Origin of the sequence: Tolypothrix sp. VBCCA 56010, assembly GCF_050875635.1 — a bacterium.
Lineage (GTDB): Bacteria > Cyanobacteriota > Cyanobacteriia > Cyanobacteriales > Nostocaceae > Hassallia.
Map to the genome: position 1 here is coordinate 56616 of NZ_JBPAOH010000018.1, position 22866 is coordinate 79481.

19 protein-coding genes and 2 pseudogenes are annotated in these 22866 nt (G+C 41.1%); 7 read left to right on the forward strand and 14 right to left on the reverse strand.

Annotation, left to right across the window (positions count from 1 at the left end; translation table 11 throughout):
- Window positions 1-121: 121 nt before the first annotated feature.
- Window positions 122-1543, forward strand: a complete 1422-nt coding sequence (locus tag AABK37_RS08940; protein WP_432551224.1) for an amidase — start codon at window positions 122-124, stop codon at window positions 1541-1543.
- Between the two features lie 468 nt (window positions 1544-2011).
- On the forward strand, window positions 2012-2611 hold the full coding sequence (locus tag AABK37_RS08945) for a PEP-CTERM sorting domain-containing protein (RefSeq protein ID WP_432551225.1): 600 nt from the start codon (window positions 2012-2014) through the stop codon (window positions 2609-2611).
- 39 nt (window positions 2612-2650) lie between these two features.
- Here AABK37_RS08945 and AABK37_RS08950 read toward each other — a convergent pair whose 3' ends face one another.
- From AABK37_RS08950 to AABK37_RS08970, 5 genes and pseudogenes are all read right to left on the reverse strand, one after another.
- Window positions 2651-3460, reverse strand: a complete 810-nt coding sequence (locus AABK37_RS08950) for an EndoU domain-containing protein (RefSeq protein WP_432551226.1) — start codon at window positions 3458-3460, stop codon at window positions 2651-2653.
- Between the two features lie 7 nt (window positions 3461-3467).
- Window positions 3468-3786 (reverse strand): annotated as a pseudogene (locus AABK37_RS08955) (Txe/YoeB family addiction module toxin).
- Window positions 3758-4088: pseudogene (locus tag AABK37_RS08960) on the reverse strand (type II toxin-antitoxin system Phd/YefM family antitoxin). Before AABK37_RS08960 ends, AABK37_RS08955 begins: the two co-directional pseudogenes overlap by 29 nt.
- Before the next feature lie 168 nt (window positions 4089-4256).
- Window positions 4257-5252 (reverse strand): ketol-acid reductoisomerase, encoded by a 996-nt coding sequence (gene ilvC / locus AABK37_RS08965; RefSeq protein ID WP_432551246.1) that lies wholly within the window; start codon window positions 5250-5252, stop codon window positions 4257-4259.
- 257 nt (window positions 5253-5509) lie between these two features.
- Entirely contained in the window at window positions 5510-6376 is an 867-nt protein-coding gene (locus AABK37_RS08970; RefSeq protein WP_432551227.1) for an aldo/keto reductase, read from the reverse strand.
- Window positions 6377-6563: 187 nt separating this feature from the next.
- Between AABK37_RS08970 and AABK37_RS08975 the strand changes: the two genes are divergently transcribed.
- Window positions 6564-7484, forward strand: a complete 921-nt coding sequence (locus AABK37_RS08975) for a DUF4349 domain-containing protein (protein ID WP_432551228.1) — start codon at window positions 6564-6566, stop codon at window positions 7482-7484.
- Window positions 7485-7604: 120 nt separating this feature from the next.
- On the opposite strand, the gene AABK37_RS08980 is transcribed toward AABK37_RS08975, so the two are convergent.
- From AABK37_RS08980 to AABK37_RS09000, 5 genes are all read right to left on the reverse strand, one after another.
- Window positions 7605-8777 carry a family 43 glycosylhydrolase gene (locus tag AABK37_RS08980; RefSeq protein WP_432551229.1) on the reverse strand — a complete coding sequence of 391 codons (1173 nt, stop codon included), beginning with the start codon at window positions 8775-8777 and terminating at the stop codon, window positions 7605-7607.
- The gene (locus AABK37_RS08985) at window positions 8764-9840 is read right to left on the reverse strand and encodes a hypothetical protein (RefSeq protein WP_432551230.1); all 1077 of its coding nucleotides are present in this window, start codon (window positions 9838-9840) and stop codon (window positions 8764-8766) included. The genes AABK37_RS08980 and AABK37_RS08985 overlap by 14 nt, the downstream gene beginning before the upstream one ends.
- Before the next feature lie 270 nt (window positions 9841-10110).
- The gene (locus AABK37_RS08990; RefSeq protein WP_432551231.1) at window positions 10111-11280 is read right to left on the reverse strand and encodes an MFS transporter; all 1170 of its coding nucleotides are present in this window, start codon (window positions 11278-11280) and stop codon (window positions 10111-10113) included.
- Window positions 11281-11507: 227 nt separating this feature from the next.
- Window positions 11508-12566 (reverse strand): methyltransferase, encoded by a 1059-nt coding sequence (locus tag AABK37_RS08995; RefSeq protein ID WP_432551232.1) that lies wholly within the window; start codon window positions 12564-12566, stop codon window positions 11508-11510.
- Window positions 12567-12735: 169 nt separating this feature from the next.
- On the reverse strand, window positions 12736-13437 hold the full coding sequence (locus tag AABK37_RS09000; RefSeq protein WP_432551233.1) for a TauD/TfdA family dioxygenase: 702 nt from the start codon (window positions 13435-13437) through the stop codon (window positions 12736-12738).
- A 626-nt stretch (window positions 13438-14063) separates the two neighbouring features.
- On the opposite strand from AABK37_RS09000, the gene AABK37_RS09005 reads away from it, so the two are divergent.
- Window positions 14064-15596 carry a SagB/ThcOx family dehydrogenase gene (locus AABK37_RS09005; protein ID WP_432551234.1) on the forward strand — a complete coding sequence of 511 codons (1533 nt, stop codon included), beginning with the start codon at window positions 14064-14066 and terminating at the stop codon, window positions 15594-15596.
- Between the two features lie 68 nt (window positions 15597-15664).
- Here the strand turns inward: AABK37_RS09005 and AABK37_RS09010 are convergent, their stop codons facing one another.
- Both AABK37_RS09010 and AABK37_RS09015 read right to left on the reverse strand, forming a co-directional pair.
- Window positions 15665-15946, reverse strand: a complete 282-nt coding sequence (locus tag AABK37_RS09010) for a DUF6679 family protein (protein WP_432551235.1) — start codon at window positions 15944-15946, stop codon at window positions 15665-15667.
- A 143-nt stretch (window positions 15947-16089) separates the two neighbouring features.
- Window positions 16090-16311 carry a hypothetical protein gene (locus AABK37_RS09015; RefSeq protein ID WP_432551236.1) on the reverse strand — a complete coding sequence of 74 codons (222 nt, stop codon included), beginning with the start codon at window positions 16309-16311 and terminating at the stop codon, window positions 16090-16092.
- Window positions 16312-16378: 67 nt separating this feature from the next.
- On the opposite strand from AABK37_RS09015, the gene AABK37_RS09020 reads away from it, so the two are divergent.
- Together AABK37_RS09020 and AABK37_RS09025 are read left to right on the forward strand one after the other, a co-directional pair.
- Window positions 16379-17764: a 1-acyl-sn-glycerol-3-phosphate acyltransferase gene (locus tag AABK37_RS09020; RefSeq protein WP_432551237.1), complete on the forward strand. Its 1386-nt coding sequence runs from the start codon at window positions 16379-16381 to the stop codon at window positions 17762-17764.
- 150 nt (window positions 17765-17914) lie between these two features.
- Window positions 17915-19504, forward strand: a complete 1590-nt coding sequence (locus AABK37_RS09025) for a hypothetical protein (protein WP_432551238.1) — start codon at window positions 17915-17917, stop codon at window positions 19502-19504.
- A 403-nt stretch (window positions 19505-19907) separates the two neighbouring features.
- On the opposite strand, the gene AABK37_RS09030 is transcribed toward AABK37_RS09025, so the two are convergent.
- The gene (locus AABK37_RS09030; RefSeq protein ID WP_432551239.1) at window positions 19908-20678 is read right to left on the reverse strand and encodes an SDR family NAD(P)-dependent oxidoreductase; all 771 of its coding nucleotides are present in this window, start codon (window positions 20676-20678) and stop codon (window positions 19908-19910) included.
- Window positions 20679-20877: 199 nt separating this feature from the next.
- On the reverse strand, window positions 20878-22266 hold the full coding sequence (mnmE, locus tag AABK37_RS09035; RefSeq protein WP_432551240.1) for a tRNA uridine-5-carboxymethylaminomethyl(34) synthesis GTPase MnmE: 1389 nt from the start codon (window positions 22264-22266) through the stop codon (window positions 20878-20880).
- 236 nt (window positions 22267-22502) lie between these two features.
- On the opposite strand from mnmE, the gene AABK37_RS09040 reads away from it, so the two are divergent.
- The gene (locus AABK37_RS09040; protein ID WP_432551241.1) at window positions 22503-22694 is read left to right on the forward strand and encodes a hypothetical protein; all 192 of its coding nucleotides are present in this window, start codon (window positions 22503-22505) and stop codon (window positions 22692-22694) included.
- The last annotated feature ends 172 nt before the right edge of the window (window positions 22695-22866 follow it).

Here is a 22866-nt window from a genome sequence, read left to right on the forward strand (position 1 = left end):
TTAAGTTGCAAATCTTAGCTATAGATTTAAAGTTCCCAAGAATTAGGCGAAAATAACAATTCAAGCGTGAAAATTGCAGATAAAATGGTACGAATAGATAAAACTACCTTTTAACTAACGCATGAATCAAATTGATTTAGCTTTTAGCCCAGCATTGCAGCAGGCAGAATTAATTCGTCAGCGTCAAGTGTCACCGTTGGAGTTGGTGGAATTATATCTAGAACGAATTCAGCGCTTAGATCCCCAATTAGGAAGTTATTTTACGGTAATGGCAGAGAGTGCTTTAGCCGATGCTAAAGCCAAAACAGAAATGTTGTCTGGGGGTGGGGTTTCTCCGGGTGGGGGAACCCCACCCCTACCGCCATTTTTTGGGGTGCCGATTTCGATTAAAGACCTTAACCCGGTGGCTGGTGTCGCTTGTACCTACGGGAATCCAGCGTTGTTGAATCAGATTGCAGAATATGATGATGGCACAGTGACGCGGATACGCTCCGCTGGGTTTGTTCTTTTGGGCAAAACTGCAACTTCAGAACTTGGTTCATTTCCTTACACTGAGCCTACGGGTTTTCCCTCAGCAAGAAATCCGTGGAATTTGGAATATACTCCCGGTGGTTCGAGTGGGGGGGCAGCGGCAGCACTAGCAGCGGGATTATGTGCGATCGCTCAAGGTTCCGATGGTGGTGGATCGATTCGCGGTCCTGCGGCTTGTTGTGGTTTGGTGGGCATCAAGCCATCACGAGGAAGAGTGTCTCAGGCACCAGCAGGCGATCGCCTCAGTGGAATTGCCACTAATGGTCCAATAGCCCGTAATGTAGCCGATGCAGCCGCTCTTTTGGATGTCATGTCTGGCTATGTCACCGGCGATCCTTACTGGTTGCCCGATCCCAAACCATCATTTCTCACCGCAAGTAAGGAAAAAGTCGGTGCTTTGCGAATTGCCTTTTCTACTAGCATTCCTCCTCTAGGCAAAGCTGACGCAGTGTGTCAGCAAGCTGTGATGCAAACAGTTAAGTTATTAGAAGAACTCGGTCATACAGTTGAAGAACAATGTCCGGATTTTAGCGGTTTAGTTGAACCATTTCAAGTTGTCTGGCAATCTAGCGTGGCTGCGTCGGGAATTCCAGCTGAAGTTTTGCAGTCGGTGAATCGCTTTTTGTTAGCGCGAACCGGTTCGGCTGGTGAATATCTGCGAGCAGTTTTTCAAATGCAGATGGTGTCGCGGCAAATCGTGGCGTTTTTTGACACTGTGGATGTGTTGGTATTGCCAGTTTATCTGCATTCACCGATCCGCGTTGGGGAATGGGCAAATTTGAGTGCAGAAGAGACATTCCAAAGAATTATACACTGGATTGCACCTTGTCCCGCCGCGAATGCTACTGGACTACCAGCGATCGCCATTCCGGTTGGTTTTGACGATAACGGTTTACCTATGAGCGTTCAGTTAATCGGAAAACCCGCTGCTGAAGCTACTCTTATCAGCCTTGCAGCGCAACTCGAAGCAGCGCAACCTGGGATTTCGCATCCTCCAGCATTTGCGACATAATGCAACCTCACAACCTTGGTGCAGCGTTATAGCAAAAAAGAGATTGTGCTGCGTTATGCGATCGCCTACCAGCCAAACTATATGCTATTATCAGCGGCTCAATTCAAATCACCAAAACAGCAAACAGCGGCAAAGAAACGATTCTTCGCACGCTTTCTGCATGATATTATGTCCGCTCTAATTAACAGTAATAAAAATACCATAACTCGTAGAGACGTTCCGAACCGAACGTCTCTACAATATGTCTGATTTGCCGGACATGATATCAAACAACAAATTATTTATGCAAGATAATCTATTAAATAACTTTCTTTTACAAAAGCTTTTTAATTAGTTTTTAATTCTTTAATAAATACTTAGCATCAAGAATATCATTTATTCATGTTTACTTAATCAAATAATAGTGACATCTGTATTGCCGTGTAATTACTATAGATAATTATTCGGATACAAAAAAACATTTTTATTATGATTTGGCAAAATCTACTGAAAACTACCGCTGCTTCTTTGGTGTTGAGTTTAGGTTTTATTAGCGGTGGTCGGGTACTAGCAAAGACAGTCAGCTATGATTTTCAGGTCAATAGTTTAACGGGAATATTAGCGGGTCAAACTTTTGATGGATACGTGAAATTTGATGATAGTTTCCTTACCGGACAAGGAAACGAATATATTACTAGTTCCGAGCAAGGTTTATCATTCTTCTTTAATTTTTATGGCGGACCATACGATGAAACTAACGACCCCTACAATCGTACTCAAGTGTCATTTTTTAATGGGAAACCGAAAACAATTTATTTTCGAGGTAATTACGACACTTACCCGGAAATTCCTTATACTTTTGCTTTTTCTTCCTACAGTTCGGAAGATGGTATCAACTTCAAATTTGTAGACTTTTCTTATTTATTTGATGAACGTCCCGATTTAGGAATTGTTGGTGGTGGTGGTGAGGGTAAAGTTGTATTCTTCAACTCCGAAACTGGAAATCCTATCTCTGTTCCCGAACCAAGTAGCGTAATTGGCATTTGTGCGATCGCAATGGGGTTAATCTTAAAGCGAACAAAACACTGATAATGCTGTCGTAGAGACGTTCGGGTGGAACGTCTCTACTCAAGTTTTACACTGTTTACCGCTAGGTGTAGCATCAGGATAGTAGGTGATAATTGCGTTTTCTTTTCTCACAAAAATAGTCGGAAAAGTTTTGCCTGTCTCCGCATCTATTGTATTATAAATACATGCTCCTTCCAGATTTCCTTGTAGTTTAAATGCTTTTGTGGCATCTACCAGCATTTCTTCAGCGTTGCTCAAATAGCCGTAACCTTTAATAACATCTCTAATAATGCGGTTTCCCTGTTTAATTTCCACACCCATCGTATAAATTACACCGGGAATAACTTCTTCTCTTTGGGAATTATTCGGCAACCTTCCGGCTATTCCTTGATTTTGCAATTGTAAATATCTACCGTAAAAGTGCAATCCGCCAATATCATTTTCGTTATATATTTCGCCACAAAAAATATGTTCAAAGCCTTTATTTTTAAACCAAATATTAGTTAAATCTTGCAGAAAATCTGACCTTCGGCGTCTTCCTGCGCGAAGTTCTCCCCCAGTGGCTTGCTGAATTTTATCTAATACTTGTGGATTTGCAGATAAAAGATTTTTAAATCGGTTGGGATTAACGTTGCTACCAATCGAACCGCAGGCTTTCAATACTTCATTATCGAAAGCATTAAGTTGGGGTGGAGGTGGAGAAATATCTAGTTGTTGTCCTCTAGGGAAACCAACCGTAACCGGATTATTTAGATTATCAAAAAATGGTATTAGTTTTGTATCTTGCTGTGATTGTGCTTGAACAAAGTTCTGCAACTCCAAAGAAGAAGTTATCACCAGCAAAGTGAAGAAACTTACTAAACGTAACATAAATGCATTATTCGTAGTGATAGCGACAAGCTAAAAAATCAATTTGAGTGTTTCCCACTCTATATACTAGCCGATGCTCGCGCATCAATTCGCCGTGACCAAATATTTGCATCCATATACTTCAATGCTTCCGGTTTACCAATCCCTTCAAATGGGTTTTGCATGACTGCCGTAACCAAATCCAAAATTTTTGATGCTTTGGCAAAATCTTGTTTGAACCACCAAGCTAAATCTTCTTTGAATTTGAAACTAAAACCAGGACTTCGATTAATTATAACTGGCTTAATTTCCTCAGATTCAGCTTTCTTTTTCTTCTTCTTGGTCAATGCCTAACTCCTGCCGAAGTTCTGCGATAGTTTGAGATTGGATTCCTGTTTTCGACTCTTCTATTGCATCAAGTAACCGACGTGCATTTTCAGGCGATGTCTGACGACAAGACGCATAGCGTCTACGCAATAAATAAACTGTCTCAACCAAACTTATCAAATCTGACTCAGCAATTCCCCGCTACATTTTCCGCATCGCGACGGTTGATAATATACACCTGATGATTTTCTACTACCAGGTCTAACAACTTAAAAAAGTCATTTCTGGCATCGGTTGGAGATGTCATTTTGTAAGAAAACATCAGTTTATGTACACAATTATGTACATATATTATAAAACACTATTAATCATCTAGGGAAAATTTACCAAAAATTAAATTCAAGGCGTTGGTGATTGACGGTATGAAATTGTGCAAACAAATTCCCAGGTTATACCTGGGAACGAGTTTAATCGAAAATCTCAAAGAAAATTACGCTTTTTTCAACCAGCTAAACATAGCGCGTAAATCTTTGCCGACTTCCTCAATTTTGTGTTCGGCTTCTTGACGACGCATGGCAGTAAATCCTGGTTTGCCAGATTGGTTTTCTAAGACAAATTCTCGTGCAAATTGCCCTGATTTAATTTCACTGAGAATATTCTTCATTTCTGCTTTAGTTTGGTCAGTGACAATTCGCGTACCACGGGTATAACCACCATATTCAGCGGTGTTAGAAATGCTGTCATACATTTTTGCCAAGCCACCTTCTACAATCAAGTCTACAATTAATTTGACTTCGTGCAGACATTCAAAATAAGCTAATTCTGGTTGATAACCGGCTTCTACTAAAGTTTCAAATCCGACTTTGATTAAGGCACTTAAACCACCGCACAATACAGCTTGTTCGCCGAATAAATCTGTCTCAGTTTCTTCGCGGAAAGTTGTTTCTAAAACACCGGCGCGGGTTCCACCGATACCTTTAGCATATGCCATTGCGCGATCGCGTGCCTGACCGCTGGCATCTTGATACACTGCAAACAGCGCCGGTACACCTTCTCCTTGTTCGTAAGTTCGTCGCACCAAATGCCCAGGTCCTTTAGGTGCTACCATGACTACATCGACGTTTGCCGGCGGTACAACTTGCCCAAAGTGAATATTAAAGCCGTGGGCAAAAGCTAAGACATTTCCTTCTTGCAGATTTGGTTCAATTTCATTTGTATAAATCGTTTTTTGCACTTCATCAGGTAACAAAATCGTGATCCAGTCAGCCGCATTTGCTGCATCTGCAACATTTTTCACAGTTAACCCAGCAGCTTCGGCTTTAGAGACTGACTTACTGCCCGGATATAACCCAACAATTACATTCATCCCGCTATCTTTGAGATTAAGCGCGTGGGCATGACCTTGGGAACCATAGCCAATGATGGCAATGGTTTTCTGTGCTAAAAGGTCTAAATTGGCATCTTCGTCGTAATACATCCGGGTCATAGAAGCATCTCCTGTCAGCAAGAGCGTCATTAATTGGCAGGCTTCTGATTTTACCGCAAATTGCGTAACTACAGACAAGCGTTTCGATTTAGGGGAGTGGGGGAGGGGGGGAGTGGGGGAGGGGGGGAGTGGGGGGAGGCAGGGGAAGCAGGGGAAGCAGGGGAGGCAGGGGAAGCAGGGGGATTTCTTACCCTTTCCCCTTTCCCCTTTCCCCTTTCCCCCTCTTAAAAAGCCATTACCCATTCCCCATTCCCAATTTAAGTTTCTCGATCAATTCTTTGCACTTCTTCATCTGAGAGTTTCACATCAGCAGCGCGTACTGAATCTTCGATGCTGGAAACTTTGCTAGCACCGGGTATGGGAAGGATGCAGGGCGATTTGGAACGCAGCCATGCTAAGACTATACAATACACTGATACGCCTTTTTCTTTGGCTAGTTGGGCGATCGCTTTAATATCTTGCAAGTCACTATGGCGCCGACTACCACCCAAGGGACTCCAAGGTAAAAAGGTTAATTGTTGCTGTTCGCAATATTTCAACACCCCGTCTTTCTCTGGCTGTCGATACCAAGGGCTATATTGATTTTGCACTGAGACAATTTCCACGACATCTTGCGCTTGCTTGATTTGTTCGACAGAAAAGTTAGAAACTCCCACAAAGCGAATCAAACCTTCTTTTACTGCTTCAGAAGCAGGTGTTAGGGCTTCTTCTATGGTATAATCCGGGTCTGGCGAGTGATATTGCCAAACATCGATAGGTTTATTACCGCCTAAAGCTTCAAAGCTTTCGCGAATAGTTTTGCGTAAATGTTCAGGATTGCCGTTGCGAGTCCAGTTTCCCTGAGGACGCATCAAACCGCCTTTGGTGGCGACAACTACATTGCTGGCATCACCATTGTAAGTTTGCAAAGCTTTGTGAATTAGTTTCTCGTTGTGGTGCTTATCTGATTCATCTTTGCAGTAAGAATCGGCGGTGTCAATGAAAGTAACGCCTAAATCTAAAGCGCGATGAATGACTTTGAGAGATTCGGATTCGGTCGGGCGATCGCGTAACGACATTGGCATACCACCCAAAGCGATCGCGCTTACATATACACCCGATTTTCCTAGCTGTTTCGTTTCCATGTTTCTGCTTCTTTCACTTATATACCAGCTAGTCATAGCGTTTTTGCTAATTCATCCGTCATGAGGCTTATCTGTTCGTAGTAAGCGCTGAAGCGCTTAACCTCCGTTACATAAACTGCAACAAAGCCAGAAACCTGTGTTCAAGTCAGCCATACTAGCTTTAACTTCAACTATCCGAGGGTAGGTTATGAAAAGCTTGACTGATGCGATACGAAAACCGACTTTATTTTTGACTTTGCTGATGGGAGGGGTAATTTTTACAAGTTGTGCTTCTGCACCTAATCTAGGTGAAGCTGCACTGAAGAATGAGACAGCAGCAAGTCAAGCAGCAGCATCACCCGCAAGTGGTGCTGCAACATCTGAAACCGCTGATAAAACTGCACAAGTACCCCGTTCTCGTCCGCAATTAATCAAAAAAGCGGCAATGAGTTTGATTGTTGATTCTGTAGATAAAAGTCTGAATGCTGTCTCGGAAATTATCAATAAACAGCAAGGAGATTTAATTAGTTTACAAGAACAACAACCGACAAAAACAAACGCCCGTCACACTGCATCAATACAGTTGCGAGTACCGCAGAACTTACTGCAACCTACTTTAGATGAATTAGCTAAATTGGGAACGGTACAAAGTCGCAATATTAGCGCTCTTGATGTAGGCGATCGCTTAGTGGATATTCAAGCGAGATTAACTAATTTGCGAAAAACAGAAGCGAATTTACAGAAAATTATGGATCGCGCTGGTTCTGTTAGGGATGTGTTAAGTGTTGCTCAAGAACTTAGTCAGGTGCGACAATCTATAGAACAAATTGATGCTCAATTAAAAAACTTAACTAATCAAGTTGCTTATTCAACTATTACTTTGAAGTTAGAAGCCGCAGTTTCTAGCAAGGGAACACAACGCGCTTTGGGTTCACAACTTCAAGATAGTTGGAATAAATCTACTAATTCTTTTGGTGATTTTACTGTTGGCTTGTTGAAGTTGGGTATTTGGTTAATGGTTTACAGTCCTTATTTCTTGGCTTTGGCAGCGGTTGGTTATGGGTTTAATCGTTGGCGGAGAGGACATTCACCACGTTTGACGCGAACGCCAGATACTAATTCTGATTAGGATAAATTTTCGCTTTTATCCGATATTATAGCGGTTGAATTAATAGTAATAAAAACACCATAACCATCGTAGAGACGTTCCACTGGAACGTCTCTACAATATGTGAACGTCTCTACTGATTCACCTAGCAGTTTTACCTGAAGTCAGCAAAATTTCCAGAATGTCATGGTGTTGATAGCTGCTTTCGTCGTGCAAGCTGGTGTTTTTCCAGTTCACTCGAAATGCTTGGGAAACTTGTAAGGCGTGAAGTCTGTGATACCAGCCATAGGCAATAAATTCTTCTGGTTCATCTGATATTTGCAGAAAATTAGTTCCATACATTCCAGTTTTTTCGCTTCCTTTAACGATAAAATCATCATCGTCTACTGGGTGATAAGGTCCGGCAATATTATCAGAAATATACCAATAAAGTGAAGAATTCGTTACTCTTTTATGCTTTAAATTTTTCAGCCAATCTGGGTTAAAAAACTGCTTAAAGCAAGAAAAGAATAAATTATATTTACCATTTTTATAAATGACTTGAGGTCGTTCTAAATGGTAATAGGGCCAATCAACAGAATCTACAGGTGCTTCTACAGCAGGGGGTAGCAATTTGTAAGGTCCAGTAATTTTGTCTGCTACTGCTAAACCAACACATCCTTGAAAATTACCCGTTACTCTAGAGCCGGCACAAATGAACATGTAGTAACTATTAGTTTGCTCATCTTTGAAAATATAAGGATCGCGCCAGTGTAAATGCTCTGTCCAGTTGCTGCGTCCGTACCAAGGGTCATCAGTTTCTGGAGCTAATAAAGGGCGATCGCTATAACGTGAAAAGTGTACCCCATCGGTTGATGTTGCTAAACCAATTGCTTCATTCCTCAAGTGTGGTGGTTCTTTGCCACCTGCTGAGTAAAACAGGTAGTAAATATTATCTTCTTTATAGGTACAACCGGCACATACTCTTCCCGATTCCCAATAATTAGCTGGTTCTGGCTCTAGAATAATTCCTAAATCTTCCCAGTGGTTCATATCAGTAGAAACCGCAGCGCCAATGTTACTATTTTTCCACCACGGGTCTTGTATTTCTAGCGCTTGTAAGTAATACATGCGGTAAATATCATTATCTTTGAGTATCCAAGGATCCCAAAGCATCGGTTGACCTCGACGAAGCGATCGCAACCAACCTGTGACAGTTTCGCCTATCCTAATTTGCAGCGCCTCCAGAGTGCCTGTTGGAGCCAAATGCTTGTTTTCCATAGGTAAAGGCTCAAGAATACTGACAATTCTTTGTTGTAACTTATTTAATTTCATTTGAATACGAACTTTTTGCTATTAAAGCGAAATTTAATTCAGGTTTAAAGTCGGATAAGCTAATAGTGCCATCATCAGCAAAACTCGCCCACTGCGGATCGGATATTCCGCCGACAAAGTGTCCGCCTTCATCTTGTTTGCGGAAACCAAAGAAGGCTGGGTAAGTTTCGGTTTCCGGGTTGACAAATTTACCAACATAGAAATTTTTGCATAACATATTCGCAGGTTCATCTTCCCAAGGAATGCGATCGTAACTAACCTTAGTTCTATCTTTGATTGGTTGAGAACGGACGTAGTAAGTAACTCCTATTGGCACTTCATTTATAAAGAAAGGACTCCAGTGAGGACCGAATAAAAGATAAAAGCGCCAGTATTTACCATCATTCGTCTTACGCCAAAAAACTTGCGGCACCTCCATCAAATAAAATTGATCGCTCTGATATAAAATTTTATAGGGTTCTTCTTGCCAATCTGACAAATTGGATGAAGTTGCAATTGCTATTACACCCCCCACATCCTCAGCCGACTCTCTAGGACGCGCACAGATAAAAGCATAATATTTTCCGTCAATATGATCTTTAATAACATGAGGATCGCGCCAGTTACTACCATCAAATTCACTCTTGATTCCCGGATTAGGAATAACAGGTTTTTTTAAAGTGGCAGGTGTTCTTGTCCAATTTCTTAAATCTTTTGAAGTAGCAACACCAATGTTTTGGGGTAAACGGCGTTCGTGGGGTGTTTGCACCAATAAATCTTCTCTACGTCGCGCTGTATAGAATAGATAGTAAAGATTATCTTCTTGAATAATACTTCCCGTCCAAATCGCCATATTATCCCAGAAATTACCCTCTCTTTTTTCTAATACTGGTTTGTCTGGATCGATTTCTTTCCAACCAAAATCAGTGAGAACAGCATGACCAACTGATGCTAAACCATGCCTTCTATCAGCATTATAAGCACACATTAGTTGTGAAGCTTGCAGATAGAAAACGTGTAGTGTTTGCCCCTCCCAAGCAAACCAGAAATCCCAGCAATATTTGTTTCGAGGATACCAAGTCATAGGTTTTTGTATTTAAATGGTGGTGAATTGAGGGTTTAAATTTAAACGCAAAGGTGAATCAGTCGGCGGAGTCGGTGAGGGGGTCGCAGTCTTGGCGGTTCCCGTCGATTGCGACCCCCCGAACCCGCAAGGGTTTCCGGAGCCAGCCGCGTGCGCGGGTTAAGCGCGTTGAGCGGACTGGCGTTCCCGTCGAACTGATGAACCCGAAGGGGACGCTGAGGTTAGCGCAGAGGGACGCAGAGGAATGTAAGTTATGCTGTTGGCATTTAATTACTCTTGCTCTAGTTTAAGTAAAGGAATTAGAAACCAACATAGCGCTGTAAATCCTGCACTGATAATAACAAGAATTGAAGGTGCAACTCCCCAATTATATAAGTAACCACCTAAGATGGGACCTGGTTGTTTAGCAAAGATATATACAGACATTAGCAATGCGTAAGTTGAGCCTTCCGCACCAACAGGACAAGCTCTAGCGGCGATTTCTAATACACCCAACATAGCTATCATGGCGAAAAATCCAAAAAAGATACTCACCAAGCTAGCGGTTTGCATATTAGATATAAATAACAAACCGAGTGTGGAAATAATAGTTAATCCAATCGCCATATTTAACAGGAACTTTCGGGAAATCTTCACAGAAAAGATGCCAAAAACAATCGCACCTAAAGCATTAGCGATCGCTTCATATGTACCCAAAACACCTAAAGATTGTTTATCTAAGTTTAAAGCATCTTGATAGTAATATATGATATAATTGACCAGCGGCGGGACGAGAGTAAATTCAAGGCAAGCAATAAAGCCAACAACAGCTAGAAACTGCGGTGATTTGATTGCTGACCAAAGGGATTTTAGACTAGTTTTGACTAAAACTTTTTCTTTCTGCTTTTTTTCATCCCCAAGTAAGACAAAGGTTCCGATTAAACCAATCAACGGCACAATTGCATTAATGCCAAACGCGATCGCTAAAGTAGAATTTTGAGCCAGCCAGCCGCTAATATAATACAGCAGCGCTTTCCCAAAACCAAGAGCAGTCCATTGAGCCGCTTGTAAACCAGCAGTGTTGTTAAAAATCCTGCCTTGAACGACCATAATTTTATCTGTAAGGACATCGCTAAAGGCTATCGATAAATTGACTAAAATTATAGCGAATACCAACAAATTAATCGTGTAAGATTTCAAGCCAGCTAATCCTAATAACACTCCCAGCGCTAGCGTGTAACAAATAAAGAAATAGCTTTTAAACTGATAGCCAAATATCGGAATCGCATCACCAATAATTCCGTAAAGTGGTCTAATCATCCAAGGAGTAAAAACTAAACTGCTAAAGCTTGCCAACTGTGCCGGTGAAAGTTGCAGGTTTTCTTTGAGATAAATGGTAAGCGGAAGTCCAAAAAGTCCTGGATTACTTCCGTAAGTTTGAATTAAATAAAACAGAACCATGATGCAGATAACTCGCCGCATTACCTTCTATCCTTTAATATTGTTGTAGTCAAAGCGCGTCTTACTTTCTTTCTACTCAAAGAATACCTATCTTCTTCATTCTCTTCTTACTTCGTGTACTTCGTGCCTTCGCGGTTCGTTTTTCCTTCTTAGAACGAACCGCGAAGACACGAAGGACACAAAGGAAAAAGAGTTAGAGAGAGTTTTTGCGCTCATTCCTTGGTTCATTAAGACGCCAAACCAAATTCCATTGCTGAAAGGTTGGTTTGAGTGTCAACCACTTTTTCTAACACAAAACCAGACTTCTCAAACAACTCTTGAAAATGTTGCCGCGTGCGCCATCCGCCCCCCGGCACTGCTACATTAACTTGTACGGCAAATACTCCGGGCATTACACCGTCGGGAGCAACTTTCGGCTCATCTAAATCGGGGACGAAAGCTTGCAATAGAATTATTTTTCCGTGCGGTGGTAGTGCTTGCTTGCAGTTGTGCAAAATTTTCATCGCGTCTTCGTCATTCCACGCTGAGATAAAATACTTCATGACGATCGCATCCGCACCTTTGGGAATTTCTACAAATACATCCCCTGTGATGATTTGCACCGCATCTTTATCAACTCCTTGCTGTTGCAAATAAGCTGCGGCTGTTTCGGCTACATAAGGCACTTCAAATAATATTCCTTTACAGCCAAAGCGCTTGACAATTCGCGCAATTAGTCCACCCTGTCCGCCGCCAACGTCCATCACTGTCTCAAAGCGGCTAAAATCATACACATCCATCAAGGCATCAACGGCGTGATTTGTCAAGAAACTCATAGCATTGATGAAAACATCACCACTCCATTCGTTGTCTTGACAAAACTGATAAACACCCTTACCGTTTGCTCTTTCAAATGGCACTTCACCAGTATGCAAAGCATCTTCCAGCACTTTCCAAGCGTCCCACTGAGCGGGTTCGATGATGTGCATGGCAAAATGACCCATTGAAGGTCCTTTGTTAGTTACAAGCAAATCTGAGAGTTCAGTAGAAGCAAAAACTCGTCCTGACTTTTGCTTTAATACGTCTAAATGAGCTAAAGCACGAAGGACAAAATAAAGCCTTTCAGGTTTAGTATTTGTCTTTTCGGCTATAGTTTCTAAACTTTGCTCTCCCTCGTCTTGAAGCAGGTTAAATATTCCTAAGCGGGCAGCAGTATAAATACATTGGCTTTTTACAAAAGCCAAAACCATATCAAAAAGCTTTTTCTTAGCTTCGATTGAAGACGTGCTAACTGGTGTGGTTGTCATTTATTTGGATTTATGTTCTGTCAGTTTGACCTTACTTGAAAAAGGGCAGGAATGAGTGCAAAAACTCTCTCCCTCCTCTTACTCCTCTGTGTCCTCCGCGTTCTCTGCGGTTCGTTTTTTAATCTTAAAAGCGTAAGTCCTAAAAGAAAAAAGGCAGTTTGAGAGAGTGCTACTTATCATTCATGTAAACTCGCTTCAATTCGCGATCGCGATCCTCATATTGAGTTCGTGAGTGCAGCATCCGAAAGTTATCCCAAATTAAAAAAGCATTTTTCAACCACTTAATCGAGATTTTTTCATCGTCGAAGAACTGTAAAAAACGCTCTGCAATGTCGTTGAGATATGCATCGTCCTCACGTTTAATGTTGCTGAAGTTGAACCTAACTATCGGTTGAGAGTGCGATTCAACATCGTAAAGCGGATGTTTGACGATGCTGCCCGAAGGAGTAATAAAATCAAACTTGTTTTTTGTAATGTATTCGCGCTCTTCATCACTAAGCGAGTTGACAAAAGCGTAACCATCGGCTAAAAGTGTATGTCCACCCCCACATTTTGCCGGAGTGACGCACCACAAAGATTGATAATGTAGAGGAATATACTCATATTCATAGTTCTCGGTGTGAGGTTCAACCTCATTTGTAGTGAATGCCGGATATCGCTCTCCCAGCTTCGGCTCGACTTTGATTGAGAATATATATTCGCCGTTGTATCTGTGTGGGATGAGAGTGCCAAATTTTGACGCAAATGCTAGGTGGTCAAAATTATCGGGTAGTTCCTCAAGATATAGATAACCCTGCTCTTGAATAACACGTTGAAAGTTACCAATGGCGACATCACTCATGATGTTGTCAGTGGCTGGAAAAGAATTCATAACCATGAGCAATAACTTCCGTAAGCTAAAAATCCCTGTTTGGCTGGTGAAGAGCATTATACCGGCATTCTTAATTAAATACACACTCCGATTTCTAGAGGCGATCGCACTCGTTCTGTGGTATAGTGTGTTGCTTTGCTTTTGCCCACACCTTAAAGAAACAAAGCTACGAGATCCCCGACTTCGCACAAGTTGTCGGGGATCTGAACTTTGTAAATAGTCACAGATAAAACGTTGATAACGACAGTTTATGTTTTCGTCACGACAACTTCTGCATTCATAACTAACGTTTGAGCGTTAGTAACGACAGCTTTAACTTTCATAACGAAACAATTAGTTTTCGTCACGACAACTTCTGCATTTATAACAAACGCTTAACCGTTGGTAACGACGGCTTTAACTTTCAGCCTAAAGTTATTCGGCTATACAAACAAAGCCTGTTTTGGCACGCTAAAAAGCTTATTATTTTTTAGTCCACACAAGCGGACTTTGTAGGCACAAAGCCGCACCCTTCTATAGTGTCGGCAGTTGCAAAACACTTTCCCACTCAGCATTTGTACCAATGAAGACGAAACTTATAGGCTCCCAAGTGCCAAGATATGTAGTAGAAGGATATTAAAGCTCGTATGCCAGAACTACGCCAATCAATTGCCCAGCACTACCACGATCGCACTAAATACGATCCGCAAACACTTGCCTCGAAAAGTCACAGTATTGACTGGGCAAAGCAGCCTGTGCCTTTTAAAGAGTACAAAATTGGCTCTGACTTCGATCTCAAACCCTACATCCATGAAAAACCAGAGGTATTTGCTGATAATCCAGATGCTCAATGGTGGCAAAGACTTTCGCGGTTGCTATTTTGTAGTTACGGGCTGACGGCGAAAATGCCTTCGATGGGAAGCACAGTTTATCTGCGATCCGCGCCGAGTGCAGGTGGATTGTATCCGGCTGAGGTATATGTAGTTTCTCGCGGTACGCCGTTGTTACCACCTGGATTATACAATTATCAGTGTCGCGATCATTCGCTGATGCATTATTGGGAAAGTGATGTTTGGCAAGCTTTGCAATCAGCTTGTTTGTGGCATCCGACATTAGAAAATACCCAATTGGCGATTGTCATCACTGCGGTTTTCTATCGTTCGCAATGGCGTTATGAAGATCGCGCTTATCGCCGGATTTTTCTCGATTCCGGACACCTTTTAGGCAACATTGAGTTAGCTGGTGCAATTACAGATTATCGCCCTCATTTAATCGGTGGTTTTGTCGATGATGCGGTGAACGAACTACTTTATATCGATTCACAACAAGAAGGGGCAGTAGCTGTTTTGCCTTTAGCTGACTTATTGGATGTCAAACAAAACCTGCCTTTAGGACGAACCGCTTTACCATCCGCCACGCAAATTGATTATCCGCAAATACCTGATGGCGAACTGTTGAGATATTTCCATACCTCCACAAAAATCTTACCAGGCACCACTGGCAAGCTCAACTTACCAGAGGTGAAACAAGAAAAATCCCTAGAAGATAAATACAACTTTCCTTTTTGTCAAAAAATTTCTACCGCAACCACACCCATCGATTGGGGAAACAACCTAGACGAACTGGAAGTCAACATCCTGAAGCGACGTTCTACCCGCGCTTACAGCGGTAGCAATTTAACTTTTGATGAACTGAAAGCTTTACTCAATTTTACTTACCAGCCGAAAAGTTACATCGACCAAGGTTTAGATCCAGAACCAGACTACTTTGATTTGAATCTCATCGAAACATTTATTGCTGTTTCTGGAGTGAAAGGACTTGACGCAGGCTGTTATTATTACGCACCGAAAGCGCAAGAATTAAGACAAATTCGCTTTAAAAACTTCCAGCGAGAATTACACTATCTCTGCTTGAGACAAGAATTAGGACGAGATGCGGCAGCGGTGCTTTTCCATACGGCAGATTTGAAAACAGCCGTGGCTCAATATGGCGATCGCGTTTACCGTTATTTACACATGGATGCCGGTCATTTGGGGCAAAGGCTGAATTTAGCGGCTATTCGCCTCAATTTGGGTGTTAGCGGTATCGGTGGCTTCTTCGACGATCATGTAAACGATATTTTAGGTATTCCTGCTGATGAAGTAGTTGTTTACATCACAACTTTGGGAAGACCGAGGTAATACATCAAGTGAGGCGATCGCCTGAAAATTTTCACGAACTATGGCGATCGCTTCTGAGTATCAATAATTTATTCCTTCTCAAAAATCTGGGAAAGTCTATTTTTCATTTCTTGCACTTCCCCATCACCTTTAGGTATTGCTAACAGACGAACTTCAATTTCCGTCACATTCTTAATCCGAGTAGTCTTTTCCCAAAGCTTTCTTTCTTTGTCAGATTCATTTTCGTAGCGAAATGTTACAGTTTCTGGACTTACATCTAAAATTTCCACGTTTTTCAACCAGCCGTTACTGCTTTTGACAAAAAGCCAAACATTCGGCTGACCAATAAGTTCTCGAAGTTTATTCTCCATACAATAATTCTTGGGATAAAAGAAACTACTACGCTGAATAAAAACTGTCAATCTAGCTTAAGTCTTATTTTTACTACATTTTTTTTATTTTGAAAAGCTTTTTAACAAAATATTTCTACCGATAGATATTAATAATCAAGTTACTAAGTGGGCAATGGGTATTGGTAATTGGTAATGGGTAATGGGTAATTGGTAATGGGCAATGGGCATCGGGCAATGGGCAATAGGCATTGGGCAATGGGCATTGGGCAATGGGCATTGGGCATTGGGCATTGGGCAATGGGCATTGGTAATTGTCCCCCTTGTCCCCCTTGTCTCCTTGTCTCCTTGTCTCCTTGTCTCTTTGCCCGATGCCCGATGCCCATTTTCCTCCTGATTTTTCGCTAAGTTAGAGATTCCCTATATTGAAGGAATACAACCTGGAGAGTCACCTTGCCGCATCCGATTGAACGCGCTCAACCACGTCTAGAGTTTATCCCGCAGCGCTTTAATTTGCTTGTATACTATGCAGTCAAAGCGCTATTGCCAGTGTTGCGGCGCTTTCGGCTTCGACCGTGGCTGCCTGCGGGTATCGCGCAAATTGAAACTGTGAATGTAGAGAAGTTAGTTAATTTATACCAACAATTTCAAAACGGTAAAATTCGCTTTTTAATGGCGTTTCGTCACGCTGAAGTTGACGATCCGCTCTCGATGATGTATTTACTTTCCAAGGCTGTACCGAGGGTAGCGCGTCAACAGAATATTTCATTACAATACCCGGCTCATTCTTACTTTGTTTATGACCGGGGGATGACTTTATGGGCTGGAAATTGGCTAGGTTGGATGTTATCTAGCTTGGGAGGGTTATCGATTTATCGAGGTAAGCGACTCGATAGAGTTGGTTTGCGAACAGCGCGGGATTTGTTTGCTAATGGCAAGTTTCCTATTAGTGTAGCGCCAGAAGGAGGCACTAACGGACATAGTGAAATTGTCAGTGCTTTAGAACCTGGAGTTCCTCAGTTAGGCTTTTGGTGTGCTGAAGATTTGGCAAAAGCTAATCGTTCTGAGTCAGTTTTAATTGTGCCGATCGCTATTCAATATTTTTACATTAATCCAAGTTGGAAAAAACTGAATTTGCTTTTGAGTAAGTTAGAAGCTGATAGCGGTTTATCGGTACAGCCTATTACTGAATCAATTGAGAGAGAAAAACTTTTTCAAGAGCGAATTTTGCGACTTGGTGAACATGTGCTTTCGCAGATGGAAAAATTTAGCGATCGCTTTTACCATCAACCACCATCTACTAACTCTAACCAAGACATTGATACTCGACTTCAAGCGTTATTAAATAAAGGATTGCAAGCAGCCGAACAATATTTTAATTTGGAAAGTGAAGGAACAGTAATTGAACGCTGTCGCCGCATCGAGTCCGCCGGCTGGGAAGATATTTACCGAGGAGATTTACCAGATTTAAATAATTTACCACCTTTACATCGCGGCTTGGCAGATTGGATTGCCGAAGAAGCATCTCTGCGGATGTTACATATGCGTTTAGCCGAGAGTTTTGTGGCGGTTACAGAAAATTATGTCAAAGAAAAGCCTACTTTTGAAAGATTTGCGGAAATATCGTTAATTTTGTTTGATTTAATTTCCCGTGTTAAAGGAGATAAAAACCCGGCAAGACCTCGCTTAGGTTGGCGAAAAACGCGGGTAACAATAGGTGAGCCAATTTCAGTTACAGAACGCTTTTCAACTTATCAGAAAAATCGCCTTGGCGCGAGACAAGCAGTTGACGATTTAAAGCGAGATTTGCAAACAGCGTTAGAGAAGATGATTTCGTGAATAATCAAGCATCAGTAGCTTTTTGATGCTTTTCTAGCAATTTTGCCTTCTTTACGAGCAGCTTCGTGGCAATCGTTGGGATACCAAGCTGGATAGGTTCTTTCTTGATTTTAGACAAAAATTTCAGATGCGTTAGTTAGAAAAAGTTATATGTCATCCATTGTAAAGAAAAATCCCAACTTTAACCTTTTAGCTATTCTGCAAACTCCCTATTTTAAAGCAGGATTTTTCCTAGTATTATTAATTGTTCTGCTGGCGTTAGATTTCCTAACTCGCCACAGTGAATGGGATCAGGCTGTTGCATACCAAAGAGCGTTGCGAATGTTGCGTGGAGAAGTTCCTTTTAAAGATTTCTTTCTACTATATCTACCACTTTCTGTATACTTAAACAGCTTAGTACTCCACGCTCATACCAGTTTTTTAACAATAAAAATTGTTGGTTTAGTTGTCTGTTCCTATATCATGGTGACAGCCTATTTCACAACAAAATATCTTACTAAATCTATAACAGCAGGTTTAGTAACGGCGCTGCTCACTTATTTTTTTGCTCTCAAAGCTTGGCCTGAAAGTAATTACTCCTGGTACAGTGTAGCGGCGATAATTACCATGTTATTCATCATAATCTCGGATTATGATATCACTACAAACCAGTTTAAATTCGATTCCAAGCGCTGGCTTTCTGCGGGAGTATTTTTGGGAATTAGTTTTTGTATCAAACATAATTTTGCAATTTTAATTTTGCTAGCTACTTTAATTTTTTTAGCTGCTAATCTCTTGATACTCAAGGGCAATAAGCGCAATCAAGTGGTTCAGACTTTAGTTGGTCTAGTGCTTGGATTATTAAGACCAATTTTACTTATGATTATTTATTTGACTTTTAATCAGGCGTTGACGGCTGCTTACAAAGATATAGTTTTAGGAGCGGGTTACTACGTCGAGTTTATGACATTTCCTTACTTAAATATTTTATCTTTTGAGCCACTATTAGTGACACAGCCGCTGCTAAAAAGCATTTTAGGCTGCTTAGAGTTTATTGTTACAATTCCCATTGTTTTGGCAGCACCATTAGTAGGTTCAGCGCTGATAATTTATAGTTTACTAAACCCTAAGACACCGCCCAGACAGCTTTTCCTTTTTTTCGGTTTAATCTGTAATGCTAGCTTTTCGTTTTTATTTCCTCGTTCAGACTATCCTCATCTCGCATTTGCACTACCTATTTTATTAATAGGAACTGTAGTCTCATTTACTATAATATGCGATAGCTATCAATGGAAAAATATAGTATTTAAATTTATCGGTATTTATTTAGTAAGTGTTAGTCTTCTTATTTCCATAGTCAAAACTACAGATATTTATAACGATAACTTAAAGTACATACCAATTTCAGCTTCTTTCGTCAGTCCTGAGGTAGCACAACAAATCCAATTAACCTTAGATTCGCTCAACCAAACACAAGCTAGTGGTAAACAACCAATTATTCTCGATCCTAGTCTATCTCTTTACTATCCTTTTCTGAATATATCTAATCCGACACGTTATGATTTTCCTACTAAAGGAAATTTCGGAATAAATAATGGCAATGATATTATTGCCTATTTAAAGAGCCATGACAACATTTGTCTTTACGCTAGTAAATATAACACTGAGCAGGAGTTTTATCCATCTGAGATATTGCAGGCAATTCAACCTATCTATCAACTGAATAAATCTATTGGTTCGTGGGATATTTACTGTCGCTAGCTTCCTCAAGTGTCTCATGGTACGAGTGATAGGCGATCGCAATACCGTAGTTAAAATGCTACACGGACTTTCATAAACCGAACCACAACGAACCACGAAACTGCCCTATGGAAATTCCAAAGGGTAGACACCAAGAAGTTTTTCCAGATTGCTGATTTAAATAGCAATCCAATCAAAAAAATGATTATCTTTAGTAACACCTCAAACAATACTAAGGGTGCGTTAATTTGTCAAGAATACAAGCAATTCATATTGACATCAATAGAATCGCTTCCTGCTCTTGGTAACAGTTTAAATTTAATAAAAAACTAACCTTTTATTAACCTTATTTTCTATAAATTTAACCTTAATTAAATTTATTTAAATCTTAATTATTAAATAATAACTACTTTCTTCCCTCTTTTTACCAAGGTAATCGGCTACCATCCCAGGAAAAAAACTGCCCGCTATCTTCTTGTTGAAGCTGTTCGATAACTGTCAACAATTGGCTAACAGTTCGTTCGACTGAGAATAATTTTTCTGCTGGTACATTACCTTGAAATGGATGAGAAAGACGGGTATCAGTTGTACCTGGGTGCAATGTCACTACTATAGTTTTCGGACTGGTTCTATTATACTCAATCGCCACTGTTCGCATAAACATATTGAGTGCAGCCTTGGATGCTCGGTAGCCATACCATCCACCAAGTTGATTATCACCAATACTACCAATTTTAGCAGAAATACTCGCAAAAATGCTGCGTTCTTGGTGACGAAATAGCGGTAATAAATGTTTAGCAAGTAGCACGGATGCAATACTATTAACTTGAAAGTAGCGGAGTAAATTATCTGGATTTATTTGTCTTAAGCTTTTTTCTGGTTGCAATGTTTCATCATGCAGTAAACCGACACAATTGATAACAAAGTGGAGTTTATTAACTTCTGCGCGTATTTTTTGAACGGCTTCGATAATTTGCGATTCGTCGGTAATATCTATTTGCAAGCAAGTTAGTTTTTCAGAGTTTTCGCTTTCGAGAGTGATTAATTGATCGGCAGATTCTCTTTGACGATAGGTTGCATATATTTTGGCTATTCTGTCATCTTGTAAGAATTTTTGTACAAAACCTAAACCAATACCTTGGCTGGCTCCTACAATTAATACGTTGATATTGCTAATTTGATTAATTAAAGACATTTATTTCAATTTACTAGTATTCGTAGGGTGCGTTACAACGTTCGCTCTAAGCGTTCCCGTTCGCGCAGCGTCTCCGACAGGAGAAGGGTAGTTTAACGCACCATTAATGGTACAAGGTGCCGTACAGGGGCGCGGTAACACACCCGGAGGTGGTTTTATATTTAATTCAACCCACCTACTTACGAACGAAATTAACAACCTATTTACCAATGCAAAACTTCTGAAAAATCCGGTCGAGAACTGATTCTGCAACTTCCTCACCTGTGATTTCTCCTAATGCATGAATCGCACTTCTCAAGTCAATTGTCCAAAAATCAAAAGGTAATTCTTGGGCAATTGTCGCTTGCACTTGTTCTAATGATATTTTAGCTTGTGTTAACGCGGCTGCTTGCCTTTGATTAATTGCTAAATCCATATCAGCCGCTTGGACTTTTCCAGTTTGAACTATTTCTAAAATAGCTTTTTCTAAAGCATCAATTCCTTGATTATTAGCCGCTGCGGTTTGAACAACTAAGCTAATATTTTTCGGATATTCAATAGATGCAATATACTGCGTCTCTACAAGGTCGATTTTATTGAGAACCAAAATTAATGGACGGTGTTGCACTTGCAAGTAAATTTCCGCATCGCTTTGAGTCCAACCGGCGGAAGCGTCGATGGTAAGCAGTACTAAATCAGCTGCACTTGCAGCACGACGCGATCGCTCGACGCCAATCTTTTCTACTTGGTCAACGGTATCGCGAATACCCGCTGTATCCAGTACTTGCACGGGTATTCCACCAACAACTAGCTGCGATTCAACTACATCGCGGGTGGTTCCGGGTAAATCGGTAACAATGGCGCGATCGCTTTGGCTCCATGCATTCAACAAGCTCGATTTTCCCACGTTCGGACGCCCGACAATCGCCACTTTTAAACCGGTGCGTAACAGTTCGCCTTTTTCTGATGTTGCCAATAACTTAATTATTTCTGCGGTAATTTTCTCAATTTCTGATATGATTGCTTTATCATCCAGCGGAGGTAAGTCTTCTTCAAAGTCGATGCGAGCTTCGATTTCCGCTAAGATATCCAAGCAGTTAGCGCGTAACTGACGGATGGGATGAGCTAATTTCCCCTGCAAGCCAGCTAATGCTGCTTGTGCTGCTTGCGGCGATTTTGCACCCACCAAATCAGCAATACTCTCAGCTTGAGTTAAATCTAATCGCCCATTCAAAAAGGCACGGAGGGTAAATTCTCCCGGTTGAGCCAGTCTTGCGCCATTTTCCAAACACAGTTGCAACACTTGCTGCACGGCGATAATTCCCCCGTGGCAATGAAATTCTACTACATCTTCACGGGTGTAAGAACGGGGTGCGATCATTATCAGCAAAAGTGCTTCATCCACCAGTGCTGCGGAAAGCGGATGGCGAATGTAACCGTAGAGAATGCGGTGAGATTCCCAAACTTGATGCCCAGGTGCATGAAAAAGAGTTTGGGCGATTTGCAAAGCTTTATTACCAGATAAGCGCACAATTCCGACACTACCCTGTTGCGGAACAACAGCAGTAGCGATCGCCGCGATCGTGCCAATTGTAGCAAATTCCGACATGAGCGCTTTTTCAACCCAGATACTTTATCTATTTTCGATTTTAGAAACGTTGCTGTGCTTCGTAGCAGTGAGAATTTTAGATTTTAAATTTTAGAAATGTTACATTGAATGTCTCACAGCACAGTCATAACGTTAATATTTATTTTGAAGAACACAGAGAAACACCAGTATTTCTGCTTAGAAGTAGGAATTACTGTAGAATAGCGTTCTCAAAATCTATAGTAGAGGAGGTCAGCGTGGAAGAGGGTAAAGTAAATAATTCCCAAACCAGCGACAATAATCAAGTTGACTCAGAAAAATCTCATGTAGAATCAACGTCAAAGTTCATTCAAGAAACTTCGTTAGACAAAATGCATGAAATCGCGGAAGCAGCGAGAATGAAAAAACTCATGGAACCGCCAAAATGGATTTTACCTGAAGATATTTAAAAGTAGAGACGTTCGGTCCGGAACGTCTGTACGAATAGTCAGGATATTGCCTTTGCTAAATAACCCAAGTTGCTAGTTATAGATTCAAGCGATCGCATGGGGTAAGTTAAGCAATAAAATCCCCTCCAGAGAGAAAAGTAGGAGGGGAAAATGCGCCTGGGAAATAATTACC

Coding starts and splice junctions, on each gene's coding strand:
- AABK37_RS08995 (WP_432551232.1), bottom strand. CDS start 12,566: ATGACAACCACACCAGTTAGCACGTCTTCAATCGAAGCTAAGAAAAAG.
- AABK37_RS09010 (WP_432551235.1), bottom strand. CDS start 15,946: ATGGAGAATAAACTTCGAGAACTTATTGGTCAGCCGAATGTTTGGCTT.
- AABK37_RS08970 (WP_432551227.1), bottom strand. CDS start 6,376: ATGGAAACGAAACAGCTAGGAAAATCGGGTGTATATGTAAGCGCGATC.
- AABK37_RS08975 (WP_432551228.1), top strand. CDS start 6,564: ATGAAAAGCTTGACTGATGCGATACGAAAACCGACTTTATTTTTGACT.
- AABK37_RS08945 (WP_432551225.1), top strand. CDS start 2,012: ATGATTTGGCAAAATCTACTGAAAACTACCGCTGCTTCTTTGGTGTTG.
- AABK37_RS08950 (WP_432551226.1), bottom strand. CDS start 3,460: ATGTTACGTTTAGTAAGTTTCTTCACTTTGCTGGTGATAACTTCTTCT.
- ilvC (WP_432551246.1), bottom strand. CDS start 5,252: ATGACCCGGATGTATTACGACGAAGATGCCAATTTAGACCTTTTAGCA.
- AABK37_RS09030 (WP_432551239.1), bottom strand. CDS start 20,678: ATGTCTTTAATTAATCAAATTAGCAATATCAACGTATTAATTGTAGGA.
- AABK37_RS09005 (WP_432551234.1), top strand. CDS start 14,064: ATGCCAGAACTACGCCAATCAATTGCCCAGCACTACCACGATCGCACT.
- AABK37_RS09000 (WP_432551233.1), bottom strand. CDS start 13,437: ATGAATTCTTTTCCAGCCACTGACAACATCATGAGTGATGTCGCCATT.
- AABK37_RS09015 (WP_432551236.1), bottom strand. CDS start 16,311: ATGGGCATCGGGCATCGGGCAAAGAGACAAGGAGACAAGGAGACAAGG.
- AABK37_RS08985 (WP_432551230.1), bottom strand. CDS start 9,840: ATGACTTGGTATCCTCGAAACAAATATTGCTGGGATTTCTGGTTTGCT.
- AABK37_RS08980 (WP_432551229.1), bottom strand. CDS start 8,777: ATGAAATTAAATAAGTTACAACAAAGAATTGTCAGTATTCTTGAGCCT.
- mnmE (WP_432551240.1), bottom strand. CDS start 22,266: ATGTCGGAATTTGCTACAATTGGCACGATCGCGGCGATCGCTACTGCT.
- AABK37_RS09025 (WP_432551238.1), top strand. CDS start 17,915: ATGTCATCCATTGTAAAGAAAAATCCCAACTTTAACCTTTTAGCTATT.
- AABK37_RS08990 (WP_432551231.1), bottom strand. CDS start 11,280: ATGGTTCTGTTTTATTTAATTCAAACTTACGGAAGTAATCCAGGACTT.
- AABK37_RS08940 (WP_432551224.1), top strand. CDS start 122: ATGAATCAAATTGATTTAGCTTTTAGCCCAGCATTGCAGCAGGCAGAA.